The 16,360-nt window shown below is 55.2% G+C and carries 13 protein-coding genes; 7 read left to right on the top strand and 6 right to left on the bottom strand.

Annotation, left to right across the window (positions count from 1 at the left end; genetic code table 11):
• Positions 1–26: 26 nt before the first annotated feature.
• From AAHA41_RS15895 to rfaD, 4 genes are all read right to left on the bottom strand, one after another.
• Positions 27–1,118 (bottom strand): glycosyltransferase, encoded by a 1,092-nt coding sequence (locus tag AAHA41_RS15895; RefSeq protein ID WP_323068927.1) that lies wholly within the window; start codon positions 1,116–1,118, stop codon positions 27–29.
• Positions 1,115–2,323, bottom strand: a complete 1,209-nt coding sequence (locus AAHA41_RS15890; RefSeq protein WP_323068928.1) for an O-antigen ligase family protein — start codon at positions 2,321–2,323, stop codon at positions 1,115–1,117. Before AAHA41_RS15890 ends, AAHA41_RS15895 begins: the two co-directional genes overlap by 4 nt.
• A gap of 2 nt (positions 2,324–2,325) precedes the next feature.
• Positions 2,326–4,089: a polysaccharide deacetylase family protein gene (locus AAHA41_RS15885; RefSeq protein ID WP_323068929.1), complete on the bottom strand. Its 1,764-nt coding sequence runs from the start codon at positions 4,087–4,089 to the stop codon at positions 2,326–2,328.
• A gap of 108 nt (positions 4,090–4,197) precedes the next feature.
• Positions 4,198–5,151 carry an ADP-glyceromanno-heptose 6-epimerase gene (gene rfaD, locus AAHA41_RS15880; protein WP_042029589.1) on the bottom strand — a complete coding sequence of 318 codons (954 nt, stop codon included), beginning with the start codon at positions 5,149–5,151 and terminating at the stop codon, positions 4,198–4,200.
• Between the two features lie 157 nt (positions 5,152–5,308).
• On the opposite strand from rfaD, the gene AAHA41_RS15875 reads away from it, so the two are divergent.
• The 5 genes from AAHA41_RS15875 (at position 5,309) to AAHA41_RS15855 (ending at position 11,370) form a co-directional block, all read left to right on the top strand.
• The gene (locus AAHA41_RS15875) at positions 5,309–5,953 is read left to right on the top strand and encodes a TetR/AcrR family transcriptional regulator (protein WP_043850581.1); all 645 of its coding nucleotides are present in this window, start codon (positions 5,309–5,311) and stop codon (positions 5,951–5,953) included.
• Between the two features lie 115 nt (positions 5,954–6,068).
• A complete protein-coding gene (locus AAHA41_RS15870) occupies positions 6,069–7,259 on the top strand; it encodes a glycine C-acetyltransferase (RefSeq protein WP_156854416.1) in 1,191 nt (396 codons plus the stop codon).
• A 60-nt stretch (positions 7,260–7,319) separates the two neighbouring features.
• A complete protein-coding gene (gene tdh / locus AAHA41_RS15865) occupies positions 7,320–8,348 on the top strand; it encodes an L-threonine 3-dehydrogenase (protein ID WP_203974182.1) in 1,029 nt (342 codons plus the stop codon).
• Between the two features lie 196 nt (positions 8,349–8,544).
• Entirely contained in the window at positions 8,545–9,000 is a 456-nt protein-coding gene (locus AAHA41_RS15860) for a c-type cytochrome (RefSeq protein ID WP_162516802.1), read from the top strand.
• 90 nt (positions 9,001–9,090) lie between these two features.
• A complete protein-coding gene (locus tag AAHA41_RS15855; protein WP_323068931.1) occupies positions 9,091–11,370 on the top strand; it encodes an EAL domain-containing protein in 2,280 nt (759 codons plus the stop codon).
• A gap of 2 nt (positions 11,371–11,372) precedes the next feature.
• Here AAHA41_RS15855 and rep read toward each other — a convergent pair whose 3' ends face one another.
• Positions 11,373–13,385, bottom strand: a complete 2,013-nt coding sequence (gene rep, locus AAHA41_RS15850) for a DNA helicase Rep (RefSeq protein ID WP_203974178.1) — start codon at positions 13,383–13,385, stop codon at positions 11,373–11,375.
• Positions 13,386–13,566: 181 nt separating this feature from the next.
• On the opposite strand from rep, the gene AAHA41_RS15845 reads away from it, so the two are divergent.
• Positions 13,567–14,787, top strand: a complete 1,221-nt coding sequence (locus tag AAHA41_RS15845; protein WP_203974176.1) for a cysteine desulfurase — start codon at positions 13,567–13,569, stop codon at positions 14,785–14,787.
• A 13-nt stretch (positions 14,788–14,800) separates the two neighbouring features.
• The gene (locus AAHA41_RS15840; protein ID WP_203974174.1) at positions 14,801–15,235 is read left to right on the top strand and encodes a SufE family protein; all 435 of its coding nucleotides are present in this window, start codon (positions 14,801–14,803) and stop codon (positions 15,233–15,235) included.
• Positions 15,236–15,256: 21 nt separating this feature from the next.
• On the opposite strand, the gene tcdA is transcribed toward AAHA41_RS15840, so the two are convergent.
• Positions 15,257–16,093 (bottom strand): tRNA cyclic N6-threonylcarbamoyladenosine(37) synthase TcdA, encoded by an 837-nt coding sequence (gene tcdA, locus AAHA41_RS15835; RefSeq protein ID WP_041209817.1) that lies wholly within the window; start codon positions 16,091–16,093, stop codon positions 15,257–15,259.
• Positions 16,094–16,360 lie beyond the last annotated feature (267 nt).

Genomic DNA, 16,360 nt, shown 5'->3' with positions numbered 1-16,360 from the left:
TTCATCGAGCAAGGGGATAAAATTGTTTATAAAAGCTCGCGCAACATATTATCAAATTCTCTCAAGACACTCTCGCTTGAATATTTGGCAAGGTCAATATTTGATAATTTCGGGGGAGGGTTGAGCAATGCATCTGTCAATGCAGGCACATCCCCCATAGGTACCAGGGTACCCAGCCGCCCACGCTCAAGAACCTCACTTGGGCCAACAGGGCAGTCGGTAGAAATAACCCGGCCACATAGCAATAATGCCTCTACCAACACCAACCCGAATCCCTCTCCCCGTGAACTCAGAACGAAGGTATCAGCATGCTTCATCCATACATAGGGGTTGGCTTTAAGACCAATAAAGTGGACTCTGTCATGCAAATTCAAGTTAGCGGCTACCGATTCCAGATAGTCCCTATCGGGACCGTCACCAATAATAACCAAGTCTTTATCAAACTCATGATCCAACGCTTTAGCATAAGCCAGTATTAAGCCTTCAATATCCTTGGTCTGCTCGTCCAGACGAGAAACACTTAAGACATATTTCCCTTGTAGCAAAACTCTTTCTACAGGTGAATTCTCTTCATATTTATCAGCATATTTTTCTATATGAGAAAAATCAAAAGGGTTATAAACAACTCGAGTTTTTGCCAACCAATTCATTTTCTCATGTAGAATCTCGGCAAGCATATCCTGACAAATCAAAACCACTCTGTCGTATTTATCACCCCTTTTCCTCATATGTCTTTTTCGCAACTCAAGATTATAAAAACTTGAATGCAACCACATCACCTTTGGCTTGGAGCAGCGTTCTAAATACTTGAAGAAATCACCGTCTAGGAAATCAACCACCAGATCGCTACTTTCAACAAGAGTATTGATTTTTTGTCTTTTCTTTATTGAGCAAATTAATTTTGAAAAGACAGGATAACCAACATTAAAATCGACATTTACAATTGTTGCTATTTTGGCGATATCTTTAGCTACAACATATTCGCTGCTATCCTCGTTGGTAGCAATAGTAATATGGTAGCCATAATTATCAACTAATCCCTTTACATATGTGAGGAGAACTTTTTCCGCCCCCCCCATACCTAGCGAATGAATAAAAAACAGAAGGCGTTTAGTCATGAGGCAACCTTGTCATTGAATCTACCTTCGTTTTTGAAGCAAATAAAAAACAAAGAAATCAAATATATATAGAGAGTGTTTTGGTGTTCTATTGGAACATCAGTAAGAGCACAAACAAACGTGCCCAATGTTATTATAAAGCCTACAGAAACAAGTTTTGATTGGCGCCAAAAAAATCTCATTGGATAAACTAATATGGCCAATGCAGCTAGCAGTCCTACAATACCTCTGATGACCATATTTTGCATAAACTGGTTATGCGCATGATAGATGCCATAACTAACATAGAAATCATTTACTATGCCGTCCAAGAGTTGTTGTTGTTGGATGGTTTTAAAACCATCCAACCCTACACCTAGCAATGGGTTACCAACAAACCCTGCCCAGGCGCTCTTCCATGCCATTAGCCTTAGTCCCCACGATGATGTGTAATTGTTACTTTCCATCATATTGACTTCAGAAATACTTTCATGAATACGTGCACTTAACATATCACTCTCATAGAAAGTTATTGCCAGTACACAAGATAGTATTAAAAACCACGACAAATATTTTATTGGTTCTTTTATTGCTTTAGCAATAAGTACAAAAGTAACTACGACAATCAGTGCCAGCCATACACCTCGACTTTGAGATAAATATATAGCCAAAATTGCAAGCATCGCACTAACAATATAACTATATCTGGTTAAAAAAGTGGATGATTCTTGTGCAAAAAAACTGTTCAAAATGGCTAAAATCAGAGCTCCTTGAGCAAACAGGATAGCATTGGTAAACCCTTCAACCCGAAGCATTCCATTATGATATTGCCACATGGCAAGCAAACCGATGGCAATCCCACCGACAAGGGAGCCCAACTTGAATGCACTAATCAAAACGGGCTCTCTTGGCATTAACAAGAAGAATGCCAAGATATATAACAGGTTTCTAATCAACCAGCTTTCATCATCGTGGACTAATCGGCTGATACCAATTGCTATAATATAAATAAGAACACACCAATAAAGATTCCTTGCTGATACCCCAACCAGCGCTTTATTTCCAACAAAGTAATTCATCACCCCTACTACGGATGAAAAAACCAGCAAATTGGTCAGATAATGCGGGCCTAATGGAACAATGAATAGCCCACACAATGTGAAAAATAACGTTAATGAACAGAGTATAATACTAAGTCGATAACAGTATTTTGCAGCTAGCGTCATGGTCATGCCTTTCTAAAAACATAATTCCCGCGGATTTTGCGCCACAACCCAAACACATCGGTGCGAGGGAAGATGGCGATCCGGCGGATCTGGTAGGGATCCTGGTGCATCGCTTTGGGGCCGCTGTTGGTGGCAACGGCAAAACGATACCCTGCAACGATAGCCTGCTCCTTGGCACTCTCGTTGATATCTCCGTAAGGATAGGCAAACGAGAGCAACGGCTGGCCAAGCAAGGCCTCAAGCTGGAGTTTGTTTTCCTGAATTTCATGGGCCTGCTGCTCTGGTGGGAGCTTGCTCAGGCGAGGATGAGTCAGAGTGTGACCACCAATCTCCACATGGCCACTCGCCGCCAATGCTTTGACCTGCTCGCCATTCATCAGGGAAACAGATGTATCGGGATTGGTCGGATGCTCCACATCCCAACGGTTATAACCTTCGCCAGTCACCACGTACACCACGGCTTTGTAACCATATTTTTCCAGCAGGGGCAGCATGCGGGTCAGATTGTCCTGATAGCCGTCATCGGCGGTGATCATCAGGTACTTCTTGCCGTATTGCAGACGGTGGATAAAGCCTTTGTCCGCCAGATCGCGGAAAGTCAGGGTCTCGTAGCCGAGCCACTTCATCAGGCGCAGGTGCTTCTCGAACATGGCGATCGGCATCCAGGTGCCGTGCACCCCTTTCTCGCTTTCGTGTTCGATAAAACGGTGGTACATGATGACCGGCATCTCGCGGCGCAGGGTTTCGACCACCGCATCCTGGTAGATGGTTTCGAGGCCGGACACTACCCCCTGCAAGCCGTACTCGTCCTGAATCCGCTGGCGAATGGCTTCCGGCACCACCTGGCTGGTCAGGGCAGATTTGATTTCGCCCTTCAGCGCAGCAAAATCGATAGCCAGATCCTTGGGACCGATATCGCCGAAATTGCTGGCCAGCGCTTCATCCAGATTCAGTTCGGTCACCAGACCGATGGCCTTGGCTTCGCCGATAGCGAAGGCGGGCCGACCGCACAGCAGCGCTTCCATGGCTACCCGACCGGCACCAATTACCAGGTCGCAACCCGCCAGCAGAGCTGGCACATCATCGACATAACCGACAAACTCGGCACGATCCTGAAAACGGGCAAAACGCTCGGGCACGCGGGTACCGCTCACAATCCGTACCTTGCAGGCATCCAGATCGAGTACTTCGTCGAGCAGGCGGTAGCACAGCTCCCCTTTGGGGCCACTCAAACGGCCAATGATGGCGATCATCGGCTTGTCATTATCCGGCGCCGGCACGGGCTGGAACTTGTCGGTCTCGATACCGTTGCGCAGCACCTGCACGATAGCGGGATCCACGCCAAGGTTGTCGATGATCTGCCGGGCGATATCCTCGCAAACGGCGACCGCCCTGAACCCAAGGGCATGGAAGGCTTTGCGGGATGCGTGTACCGGCTGGCGGCCATGTACCGTGGTGATCATCGGGGTGCCGGTCAGTTTGCAGGCAACATAGCTGCTCCAGCCGGAGGCACGGGAGTGAGCATGTACCAACTGGATATGGTGCTTCTTGATGAGATAGATAAGGTAAAAGACGTGCCAGAAACGGCGCAGGATACTGCGCTTGTTGAACCGAAGCTTGAAGACGGGACCAAGGGTTGGCTTGGTCAGCGTATCCGACACATAAAAGACGTTGTGACCACGCCGGGTCAGTTCGTTGCCGACCGTGGTGGCATAAACCTCGGCGCCCGTCACTTCGAGCTGGGAGAGTGCCATCAATATGTTCATTGCGTGGTTACCCGGTAGAAACTGAGAAAAACAGTGACAAACAACAGAGCCGGAAACAGGTAGAGCCTGCTTCCGGCTTGTCTACATAGGCAGTGTAAAGCTCGCCCGTTAGCGGTTGAGCCACGCCATGTAATCTGCAACCCCTTCGGCCACAGTCTTGAACTCGGCGTCATAACCTGCGTTGCGCAGCTTGGTCATGTCAGCCTGGGTAAAGCTCTGGTAGCGACCCTTGAGGTGATCCGGGAAGGGGATGTATTCGATAGAACCCTTCTGATGATGCTTGATCACCGCTTCGGCCACGTTCTGGAACGGCTCGGCACGACCGGTACCACAGTTGAAGATGCCGGAGTGCTGCGGGTTCTGCCAGAACCAGAGGTTTACCTTGCAGACGTCGTCGATATAGATGAAGTCACGCATCTGGCCACCGTTGGGGAAACCATCGCAACCTTCGAACAGCTTGGGATTCTCGCCCTTCTTCACCTGGGTGTTGAGGTGGAAGGCAACGGAGGCCATGGAGCCTTTATGCTGCTCGCGCGGGCCGTAGACGTTGAAGTACTTGAGGCCAACGACCTGTGAGTTGATCTCCGGCATCCAGCGGCGCACGTACTGGTCGAACAGCTGCTTGGAGTAGCCATAGACGTTGAGCGGCTGTTCGAACTTGGGATCTTCGATGAAGTTGTCGTTGCGACCGCCGTAGGTGGCGGCAGAAGAGGCATAAATGAAGGGAATTTCACGCTCGATGCAGTAGTGGAACAGGTCCTTGGAGTACTCGTAGTTGACCTCCATGATGAACTTGCCGTTCCACTCGGTCGTCGCCGAGCAGGCACCTTCGTGGAAGATAACCTCAATGCCGTCCCACTCTTCGAATTCGTCGCCGGAAACGATACGTGCCTGGAACTCGTCTTTGTCCATGTAGTCAGCGATGGTCAGATCGACCAGGTTGACGAACTTGGTGCCGTCGGTCAGGTCATCAATGACCACGATATCGGTCCGTCCTTGAGCGTTCAGCTGCTTGACCAGATTGCTGCCGATAAAGCCAGCACCGCCAGTTACTACGATCATGGAGTTTGCCTCTCGTACGTTGATGGCTACATGTGACTGCTTGTTAAAGCTGTGTATAGTGAGCCAATTTGAAATTGCCGAAAAGTTTATCACGGGCAGTCTGGGGATTCGACCTTGTTCCATTTGCCCCGGACGGAACCCGTTGGAGGAATGAGTGATGAAGACCAGAGACAGGATCATTCACAGCGCCACCGAGCTGTTCAACGATCAGGGTGAGCGCAACATCACCACCAACCATATTGCGGCGCACATGGGCATCAGTCCGGGCAACCTCTATTACCACTTCCGTAATAAAGAGGACATCATCCACTCCATCTTCGATCAATATGCCCGCCACCTGAGCGAAAGCTTCATTCCGACCCGCAACCGTGAAATCACCCTGCAGGATTTGATGGGCTATCTGGATGCCATCTTCTATCTGATGTGGCAGTTCCGCTTCTTCTACGCCAACCTGCCGGACATCCTGAGCCGGGACGAGCCACTGCAGCAGAAATACCTCAAGGCGCAGGAGCAGATGAGATCCTCGGTCGTGACCCTGCTCAAGAGCTTGCGCGAAGGGGGCATCATAGATGTGACTGACGCGGATCTGCCGGATCTCGGCCAAACCATCAAGATGGTGGTCACCTGCTGGATCCCGTTCCAGATTGCCCAGGCCCCCAATACCCGCATCACCAAGCCACTGCTCTATCAGGGTGTGTTGAAAGTGCTGTTTCTACTGCGCCCCTACGTGCAACCGCAAGTCGCCGAACAGATCCGGCAGCTGGAGCAGCACTACCGCCAACTGGCCCAACCAGCCGGGTGAGATCTGTTTCACAATTGTTTAATTGCAGAACAATAATTTGAATTAACCGCAACAAACTGAAGTAAAATGTGGCCCTCTGTTGATACTCAGCTGAAATAGCCAATAAGGATCGAGGATGTCTAACGGATTCTATCGTCACCTGACCGAGCAACTGCATCAGGTTCAAGCTGAAGGGTTGTACAAGCAGGAACGCATCATCACCTCCGCCCAGCAGGCAAGCATCGCCGTGGGTGGGGAGCAGGTACTGAACTTCTGTGCCAACAACTATCTGGGATTGGCCAACCACCCGGATCTGATCGCCGCAGCCCATCAGGGCCTCAACAGCCACGGCTTCGGTATGGCCTCGGTACGCTTTATCTGCGGCACCCAGGATCAGCACAAGGAGCTGGAGCAGAAGATGTCTGCCTTCCTGGGCACTGAAGACACCATCCTCTACTCCTCCTGCTTCGATGCCAACGGCGGTCTGTTCGAGACCCTGTTCGGCGCCGAAGACGCCATCATATCCGATGCACTCAACCACGCCTCTATCATCGATGGCGTGCGTCTGTGCAAGGCCAAGCGTTATCGCTACGCCAACAACGACATGGCCGAGCTGGAAGCCCAGCTGAAACAGGCTGACGCCGATGGCGCCCGCTTCAAGCTGATCGCCACCGATGGCGTCTTCTCCATGGATGGCGTTATCGCCGACCTCAAATCTATCTGCGATCTGGCCGACAAATACGATGCGCTGGTAATGGTGGATGACTCCCACGCCGTCGGCTTTATCGGTGAAAACGGTCGTGGCACCCACGAATACTGTGGCGTGATGGATCGGGTCGATATCATCACAGGCACTCTGGGCAAGGCGCTCGGTGGCGCCTCCGGCGGTTATACCTCCGGCAAGAAAGAGGTGATCGACTGGCTGCGCCAGCGCTCCCGCCCCTACCTCTTCTCCAACTCGCTGGCCCCCTCCATCGTTGCAGCCACCATCAAGGTGATCGACATGCTGGCCGAAGGTCACGACCTGCGCGCCCGCCTGCAGGAGAACAGCCGCTATTTCCGCGAGCGCATGAGTGCTGCCGGCTTTACCTTGGCTGGGGCCGATCACGCCATCATTCCGGTGATGCTGGGCGATGCCAAGCTGGCTGCCGAGATGGCCAGCCGCATGCTGGCGGCCGGTATCTACGTGGTAGGTTTCTCCTTCCCGGTAGTGCCGAAAGGTCAGGCGCGCATTCGTACCCAGATGTCCGCAGCTCACACCCGCGAGCAGCTGGACAAGGCGATCGACGCCTTCATCCGCATTGGCCGCGAACTCGCCATCATCTGATTTGCATCGAGGGGCCCTGTGCCCCTCCCTTCTTTCTGCATTCATAGCAAAGGATCCGCCATGAAAGCCCTGTCCAAACTCAAGCCCGAGATCGGCATCTGGATGACCGACGTTCCCACACCGGAGCTGGGCCACAACGACCTGCTGATCAAAATTCGCAAAACCGCCATCTGCGGCACCGACATCCATATCTACAACTGGGATGAGTGGTCACAGAAAACCATTCCGGTCCCCATGGTGGTAGGCCACGAATATGTCGGCGAAGTCGTCGCTATCGGCCAGGAAGTACGCGGCTTCGCCATCGGCGATCGCGTCTCCGGTGAAGGTCACATCACCTGTGGCCACTGCCGCAACTGCCGCGCCGGTCGCACCCACCTCTGTCGCAACACCACGGGGGTGGGCGTCAACCGACCGGGAGCCTTCGCCGAATATCTGGTGATCCCTGCCTTCAATGCCTTCAGGCTGCCGGACAACATCCCGGACGAGCTGGCCGCCATTTTCGACCCGTTTGGCAATGCGGTGCATACAGCCCTCTCCTTCGATCTGGTGGGTGAAGATGTACTCATCACCGGTGCCGGCCCCATCGGCATCATGGCTGCCGCCGTCTGCCGTCACGTTGGTGCCCGCCACGTGGTGATCACCGACGTCAACGAATACCGGCTAGAACTGGCACGCAAGATGGGCGCCACCCGTACCGTCAACATCGGCAAGGAGAAGCTCGCCGACGTGATGAGCGAGCTGGGAATGACGGAAGGATTTGACGTGGGGCTGGAGATGTCCGGCGTACCGAGCGCCTTCCAGGAGATGCTCGACAAGATGAACCATGGCGGCAAGATTGCCATGCTCGGCATCCCCCCCTCCACCATGGCTATCGACTGGAACAAGGTGATCTTCAAGGGGCTGTTTATCAAGGGGATCTATGGCCGCGAGATGTTCGAAACCTGGTACAAGATGGCCAGCCTGATCCAGTCCGGACTGGATCTCTCCCCCATCATCACCCATCGCTTCCACATCGACGAGTTCCAGCAAGGCTTTGATGCCATGCGTTCCGGCCACTCCGGCAAGGTGATCCTGAGCTGGGATAACTAACCTGCGGCCCTTAACTTGTTAAAACCCGGCATCCGCCGGGTTTCTTTTTCAGAAGCGCATCGTCAGACAGCGTGATACGGGCCAAAAGTTTGCTTGCAGAGTGTTTAACACTTCACACACAAGCGTTTAAATGGCTGTAACTATTCGGTTATAATCCGTCCGGTTCACAGGGATAATAAGAGAGTGCTGGGAGTATATGAGCGTGCTGAAAAAACTGAGCTATCTGCTGGCTGTCGGTATGACCGCTGTCAGCCTGTCCGGAGCAGTGTTTGCTGCTGACGATATGTCACCGGATGCCATTGCCGAGCGGATCAAACCGGTCGGTCAGGTCTATACCGCCAAGGATCTGGAAGGTATTGCCGGTGCTGGCGCAGCGCCTGCGGCAGCCGCTTCTTCCGGCCCGCGCGATGGCGAAACCGTGTTCAAGGGCGCCTGCTTCGCCTGTCACGACACCGGTGCAGCCGGCGCGCCCAAACGTGGCGACAAAGCGGCTTGGGAGCCCCGTATCGCCCAGGGCATTGAAACGCTCAAGAAGCATGCCATCGGTGGCTTTACCGGCAAATCCGGCATGATGCCTCCGCGCGGCACCTGCGCAACTTGTAGTGATGAAGAGATTGAGAACGCCATCCACTACATGATCGACAAGCTCTAAGTATTTGAAAGGGCCGCATATGCGGCCCTTTCAATCTATCGCCTTCCAGCTACTCTTGTATGGTAGACATACTCGGGAGTTGCTCATCTCATGTCGTCCCAATCCATTGAATCCCACTATTCAACTCCTTTGCTGGCGTTGGTCTCGGCCATTATGGACTTTCCCGCGCCGCACACAGCAACGACCGACAACTACAACGCCCTGATCCAGCAGATTGATCAACTCTGCCCTCTGCAACATTTTGGCATGCTTGGCCTCTCCGATACCGGATTGAACTGGGTCTATGCCCACAAGATCAGTGACTCGTTCAAACAGCAGCTGGGACGGGAACAGTCCCGGATCACCGATCAACTGACCCAGCTGGATGAAGCCGATGGCTGGTGCGTTTTTCCTATCGAACATGGCCAGGTACAGTGGCTGCTGGCACGCAGCACACCAACAGATCTCCCGACCCTGCGCCTGCTGCTCGAATGTCTGGCCAAACGGCTGACCGAAACCCAGGCAGGCTCCCATCTGGCAGAGCCCCCCTCTCCACTGATCCGCAAAGACCCCAACTGGCAGAAGAAAATCGAGAGCATCAGCCGCATCATGCGACTGGCCAATACCCTTCCCGGTCAAGCGCTCTTCTCCCAGCTGGAAGCTGTGCTGCGCCAGATGCTGGCTATTGAGGACATGCTGCTGGTTAGGCTCAATACTCACAAGCTGGAAAAGGTCTACCCGGCGACCCCGCATCAGAGCGATGAATTCATCAGCGGTCTGTGTCATAGCACCAGCAATATCGAGGTCAGCAAAGAGTCGCTGTTCTGGCACAGCATGCCGCTGCGCCTGCAACAACAGTATTTCGCCCACTTCATCATCAGCACGTCCGCCCCATTGGAGGCAGATGACAAACTCTTCCTCGACTTTTTGCGTGGCCAGCTGACGCTGCTGCTTGAGCTGAAGCGGATCCGCCAGCAGCTCAACGACATCAATACTGAAGACTCCATCAACCAGCGCCTCCAGCAGCTGCGCCAGACCAACCTCAGATTGCAAAAGCAGCTCAAACAGCATCAGGAGCTGGAACGCAGGCTACAATTTGACGCCTTGCATGATCCGCTAACCCAGCTGCCCAATCGGGCTTTGCTGATGAATCACCTCAACCACGCCATGACCCACTACAACCGCTACAAATCGCCCGGGTTTGCCGTGATTTTTATCGATGTGGATCACTTCAAGCAGATCAACGATACCCTGGGCCACAGCGCCGGGGATCATCAGTTGCTCAAGGAGATAAGCCGCCGCCTGCAAACCTGCATCAGGCAAAATGACTTGGTGGCAAGGTTGGGAGGGGACGAGTTCGTCATCTATCTGGACAGCAGCAAGAATGATGACGACATCAGCCCGGTTTTGAACCGGATCATCAGCCGGCTCTCCTACCCTTTCAGGCTGCTTGGCAACGAGCTGAGCATCACCGTCAGCCTGGGCGTCTCCATCGCATCCGAACAAACAACGGACATCAGCCAGTTGCTTCATCAGGCCGATCTCGCCATGTATCAGGCCAAGCGCAATGGCCGCAGCCGCATCGTCAGCTACTCGGAGGATTGCATCAACCAGAACTGGAACTCGCCGGAAGAGATGCTGGCCAGAGCACTGCGCGAAGGGCGTATCGTCCCCTACTTCCAGCCAGTGATCCGACTGCAGGACAGCCGACTGACCGGCCTTGAGGTGATGGCTCGCTGGCTGACGGAAGAAGGTGTGCTGAAAGATGCCTTTGATTTCATCCCGCTGGCGGAACAGTGCGGCCTTATTCTCGATCTGGATTACCAGATCCTGCGCCACACCTGCCAGCAGCTGAAAAACTGGTTGCCACTGTCGGGACAGAGCAAGTTCAAGGTAGCGATAAATCTCTCCGGCAAGCATCTGGTCAACCACGACCATATCATGCGGCTGATAACCATTCTGGAAGAGGAGGGGGTCTCCCCCAGCTACCTGATATTTGAATTTAACGAGCGGGAGCTGTCACGGCAGGATTCCGATGCGCTGGCCTCGCTGCACGAGCTGCGCGCCAAGGGCATCCAGATCAGCCTCGACGATTTTGGGACAGGATTCTCCTCTCTCAACGCCCTGTTCCACTTCCCGGTGGACTACATCAAGGTGGATGACAGCTTTACCCAGCGTATGTTGCAGTCCCCCAAAGACCTCGCGCTAATCCGCGCCATGCGCGACATCTGTCAGGATCTGGATTACACCCTGGTGGTGGAAGGCATCGAGAACCAGCAGCAATTGCAGAAACTGATCGATATTGGCTGCCGGATGGGGCAGGGGCGTTATATCTCACCGCCCATGCCGGGCACAGACATAGTACCGCTGCTCACCCCGGCCAGCCTTTAGGGTCAATCCTTCTTGAACATGGCGCGCAGATTGGCCACCGCCATCTGCCCCTTCTGCTGGCGCTCCTCGGCCGTCACCTTCTTCTGGTTTTCCCACTCCAGATCATCCTGTGGCAGCTCCAACAGGAAGCGGCTCGGCTCCGGGCGTACAGACTCGCCGTACTGACGCCGCTCCTTGCAAAGGGTAAAGGTCAGCTCGGTCTGGGCCCGGGTAATGCCCACATAGGCGAGACGCCGCTCCTCCTCGACATTGTCTTCATCGATGCTAGTCTGGTGGGGCAGCAAGCCCTCCTCCATCCCCACCATGTAGACATAGGGAAACTCCAGCCCCTTGGAGGCGTGCAGCGTCATCAACTGCACCTGATCAGCGTCATCCTCCCCCTCGTTGCGCTCCATCATGTCACGCAGGGTGAGGCGAGTGACCACCTGTGCCAGCGTCATCGACTCCTCCAGCTCATCCCCCTCCAGCATCTCGGTGATCCAGCGATAGAGGGTAGAGACGTTCTGCATCCGCATTTCGGCTGCTTTCGGGCTGGGCGAGGTCTCGTAGAGCCACTCTTCGTAGTGGATCTCCTTGATCATGTCCCGCACCGCCTCCACCGGATTGCCGCGCAACGCCTCATCGCCAAGGCGTACCAACCAGTTGGTGAATGCCTGCAGGGCCACGAGGCCACGCCCGGAGAGGTGCTGCTCCAGCCCCAGCTCGAAGCTGGCGGCAAACAGACTTTTGCCGCGCTGATTGGCGTATTGGCCCAGCTTCTCCAGCGTGGTGGGGCCAATCTCGCGGCGCGGCAAGTTGACCACCCGCAGGAAGGCAGTGTCCTCGTCCGGATTCACCAGCAACTTGAGGTAGGCCATGATGTCCTTGATCTCGGTGCGGGAGAAAAACGAGGTGCCGCCGGAGATGCGGTAAGGGATCCGGTTGGTCATCAGCGCCTTCTCGAAGATGCGCGACTGATGGTTGCCCCGATAGAGGATGGCGTAATCCTTGAACCGGGTGCGGTTCATAAACTTGTGGCCCATCATTTCCGCGGCGATGCGCTCCGCCTCGTGCTCCTCGTTCTTGGCGAACAGCACCTTGACCGGCACCCCGTAATCGAGCTCGGAGAAGAGTGCCTTGTCGAACACGTGGGGGTTGTTGGCGATCAGGATGTTGGCGCACTTGAGGATGCGCCCCTTGGAGCGGTAGTTCTGCTCCAGCTTGATGAGCCGCAGGTTCGGAAAGTCTTCGTTCAGCAGCACCAGGTTCTGCGGCTTGGCGCCGCGCCAGGAGTAGATGGACTGGTCATCGTCCCCCACCACGGTAAAGCGAGCTCGCTCACCGACGATCTGCTTCACCAGTTCGTACTGGCTGGTGTTGGTGTCCTGATACTCGTCGACCAGCAGGTAGCGGATCTTGTTCTGCCAGCGCTCGCGCACCTCCTCGTTGCTTTTGAGCAGCAGAGTCGGCATCACGATGAGGTCGTCAAAATCCAGAGCGTTATAGGCCACCATCTGGCGGTGATAACGCTCATAGAGCTGGGCCATCAACACCTCTTCCGGGCCGCGGGCGATACGCATCGCGCGGGCAGGCAGAATCAGATCGTTTTTCCAGTTGGAGATCTGGGTAATGAGGGCTGAGAGCTTGTCCTTGTCGTTGTCGAGCTCGTCTTCAGTCAATTCTTTCAGCAGCGCCAGCTGGTCGGTATCGTCGAACAGGGAGAAGTTGGCCTTGAGATTCAGGCTCTTGTGCTCCCGGCGGATGATCTCGAGCCCCAGAGTATGGAAGGTGGAGACCATCAGCCCCCGCGCCTCCTTGCGGCCCAAAGTCTGGCCGACCCGCTCCTTCATCTCCCGTGCCGCCTTGTTGGTAAAGGTAACTGCGGCGATGTTGCGCGCGTTGTAACCACACTGCTGCACCAGATAGGCAATCTTGTTGGTGATGACGCGGGTCTTGCCCGATCCGGCACCCGCCAGCACCAGGCAAGGGCCGGAAACATACTTGACCGCTTCGTTCTGATTGGGGTTGAGCTTCATGGGCCGGATCTCTTGGCTTATGATGAGGGGCGGCATTGTACCAGAAATCGCCCGACGAGCCGTACCTGCTGCACGGCAGGCAACCGCCAATCGGGCTTATCGCGCCTTGTGTTCGAGCGCTATTTTCAGGATCATGGCCGACCTTTCGAGATGATGACTTTTTCCAGATGATGAGGGGAGCATGAATCAGCAACAGCATGACCAACTGCGCAGCCAGTTTCCGGCCTTGGCGCAGGCGGTAAACGGCCACCCTCTGGTCTATCTGGACAACGCCGCCACCACCCAGAAACCGCACGCGGTACTGGATGCCATCGCTCACTACTATCGGGCCGACAACGCCAACGTGCACCGTGCCGCTCACGCCCTGAGCGGCCGCGCGACCCGCGCCTTCGAAGATGCCCGCGAGACGGTCGCCCGCTTTATCAATGCGCCCCGCAGCCACGAAGTTATCTGGACCCGCGGCACTACAGAGGCGATCAATCTGGTGGCCCAGAGCTGGGGGATGAGCGAGCTCAAGGCAGGGGACGAAATCATCCTCAGCACGCTGGAGCACCACGCCAATATCGTCCCGTGGCAACTGGTCGCCCAACGCACCGGCGCGGTGATCCGGGTCATCCCGCTCGATGAGCGGGGCGATCTCGATCTGGCCGCCTATCACGCCATGCTGGGGCCACGGACCCGACTGGTAAGCGTGGCCCACATCTCCAATGCCCTTGGCACCGTCAATCCAGTCAAAGAGATGGTGGCAGCGGCCAAGGCAGTCGGCGCTCTGACCCTGCTCGATGGCGCTCAGGCGGTGGCTCATCTCGAGGTGGATGTGCAGGCCATCGGTTGCGACTTCTACGCCTTCTCCGGTCACAAGCTCTATGGCCCGACCGGCATCGGCGTGTTGTGGGGCCGCATCGAGCTATTGGAGAGGATGCCGCCCTGGCAAGCCGGTGGCGAGATGATCGATCGGGTCAGTTTCAGCGGCACCACCTTCAATACCCTGCCCTTCAAGTTCGAGGCGGGTACCCCCCATATCGCTGGTGCTATCGGCCTCGCCGCCGCCATCGACTTTGTGATGGCGCAAGACCGGCAATGGCTCGCCAAGCATGAGCAGGTACTGACCGACTATCTGGTCGCTGGTCTGCAACAGGTGCCAGGGCTGCGTCTGGTCGGCGAACCCAATCAGCGCGCCGGAGCGGTCTCGTTCCTGCTGGAGGATATCCACCCGCAAGATGCCGCCACCCTGCTCGATATGCAGGGGATCGCCCTGCGAGTCGGCCATCACTGCGCCATGCCGCTGATGGAGTCGCTCGGGATCGGCGGCACCATGCGCGCCTCGCTGGCCTGCTACAACAACCGGGACGATGTCGACACCCTGCTGGCCGCCCTGCACAAACTCAGTGACTTCTTCTAAGGCAGACAACCGAATGAGTGACCTCGCAAGCTATACCCAGATTGGCATTGAGCCCAACGCCGACACCATCCGCCAGCAGTTTGCCGCCGCCCATGGCTGGGAGAACCAGTACCGGCTCATCATCCAGCTCGGCAAGCAGTTGCCGGTGCTACCCGGCGAATGGCAGCAAGAAGAATTCCGCCTCAAGGGTTGTGAAAGCCAGGCCTGGCTGAAGGGAGAACAAGGTGAGGATGGCTGCTGGCACTTTGCCTGTGATTCCGATGCCCGCATCGTGCGGGGCCTTATCGTCATCGTGCTGGCGGCGCTCAACCACCAATTATCTGCGGCGATCCAGGATTTTGATATAGAAGGCTATTTCAGCGAACTTGGGCTTGAGAAACACCTGAGCCCGTCGCGGGGCAACGGGCTCAGGGCTATCGTGTTGGCTATCCGGCAACAAGCCGTCTAACCCGCCTTGTTCAGTGGTCGATTAGGCTTCGCCAATCGACCCTACTTCTTCATTCCCGGCCTCTTTCTCGGCGCGGGCCCCCCGCTCGGCAATCTTCTTCAAGACCCGGGACGCAGCGACCAGCCCAAAGGTTGCCGTCACCGGCGTCACAGCGCCAAAACCGGAGGCGCAATCCATCTTCATGGTGCCATCGCTGGCCGCCTTGGCCTGACAGGTGCCACCATTGCCATCCGGATAGCTCAGCTGCTCGGTTGAGAAGACACACTCCACCCCGAATTTGCGTGCCGGATTCTTGCTGAAGTTGTGCAATCGGCGCAGGTCGGAGCGCACCTTGGCCGCCAACGGATCTTGAATAGTCTTGGCCAAATCGGCCACAGTGATCTGGGTCGGATCCATCTGCCCGCCAGCACCACCCGCCACAATTACCGGGATCTTGTTGCGCTTGCAGAAGGCAATCAGCGCCACCTTGGCCTTGACCGAATCGATGGCATCCACCACATAGTCAAACTCCCGCTTGATATGCTCAGCCAGATTATCGGCGGTGACGAAATCGTCCACCTCGATCACTTCACAATCCGGATTGATGGCGCGAATGCGCTCGGCCATAACCTCGGTCTTGAGGCGACCAACCGTCCCCTGCATGGCGTGGATCTGGCGATTGGTGTTAGTGATGCAGATATCGTCCATGTCGATCAGGGTAATCTGGTTGATACCGGCGCGGGCCAGCGCCTCTGCCGCCCAGGAGCCAACGCCGCCGATCCCTACCACACAGACCTTGGCCTGGCTAAAGGAACGCAAGGCGTTCTGACCATAAAGACGGGCAATGCCCCCGAATCGCTGTAGATATTCTGCTTTCATACCACCACCTTGCTTGAGGGCGGCCATTATAACGGCAACCAGAGCCAGCGGCGATGGCATAACCGGGGAAAATCGGGGAGGGAAAACAGAGAAAACGGCGGAGAAGAGAGAATGAACGGTCAATTATCAGGCGATTTGCTGATTTTCAGGCAATAAAAAACCCCGCTCGATGAGCGGGGTTTCTTGTATTGGGTGCCTGGCAGTGTCCTACTCTCGCATGGCGAATGCCACACTACCATCGGCGCTACCGCGTTTCACTTCTGAGTT

The organism is Aeromonas sp. SER, from assembly GCF_038739615.1.
Lineage (GTDB): Bacteria > Pseudomonadota > Gammaproteobacteria > Enterobacterales > Aeromonadaceae > Aeromonas > Aeromonas jandaei.
This window is presented reverse-complemented; position numbering and strand designations above follow the sequence as displayed.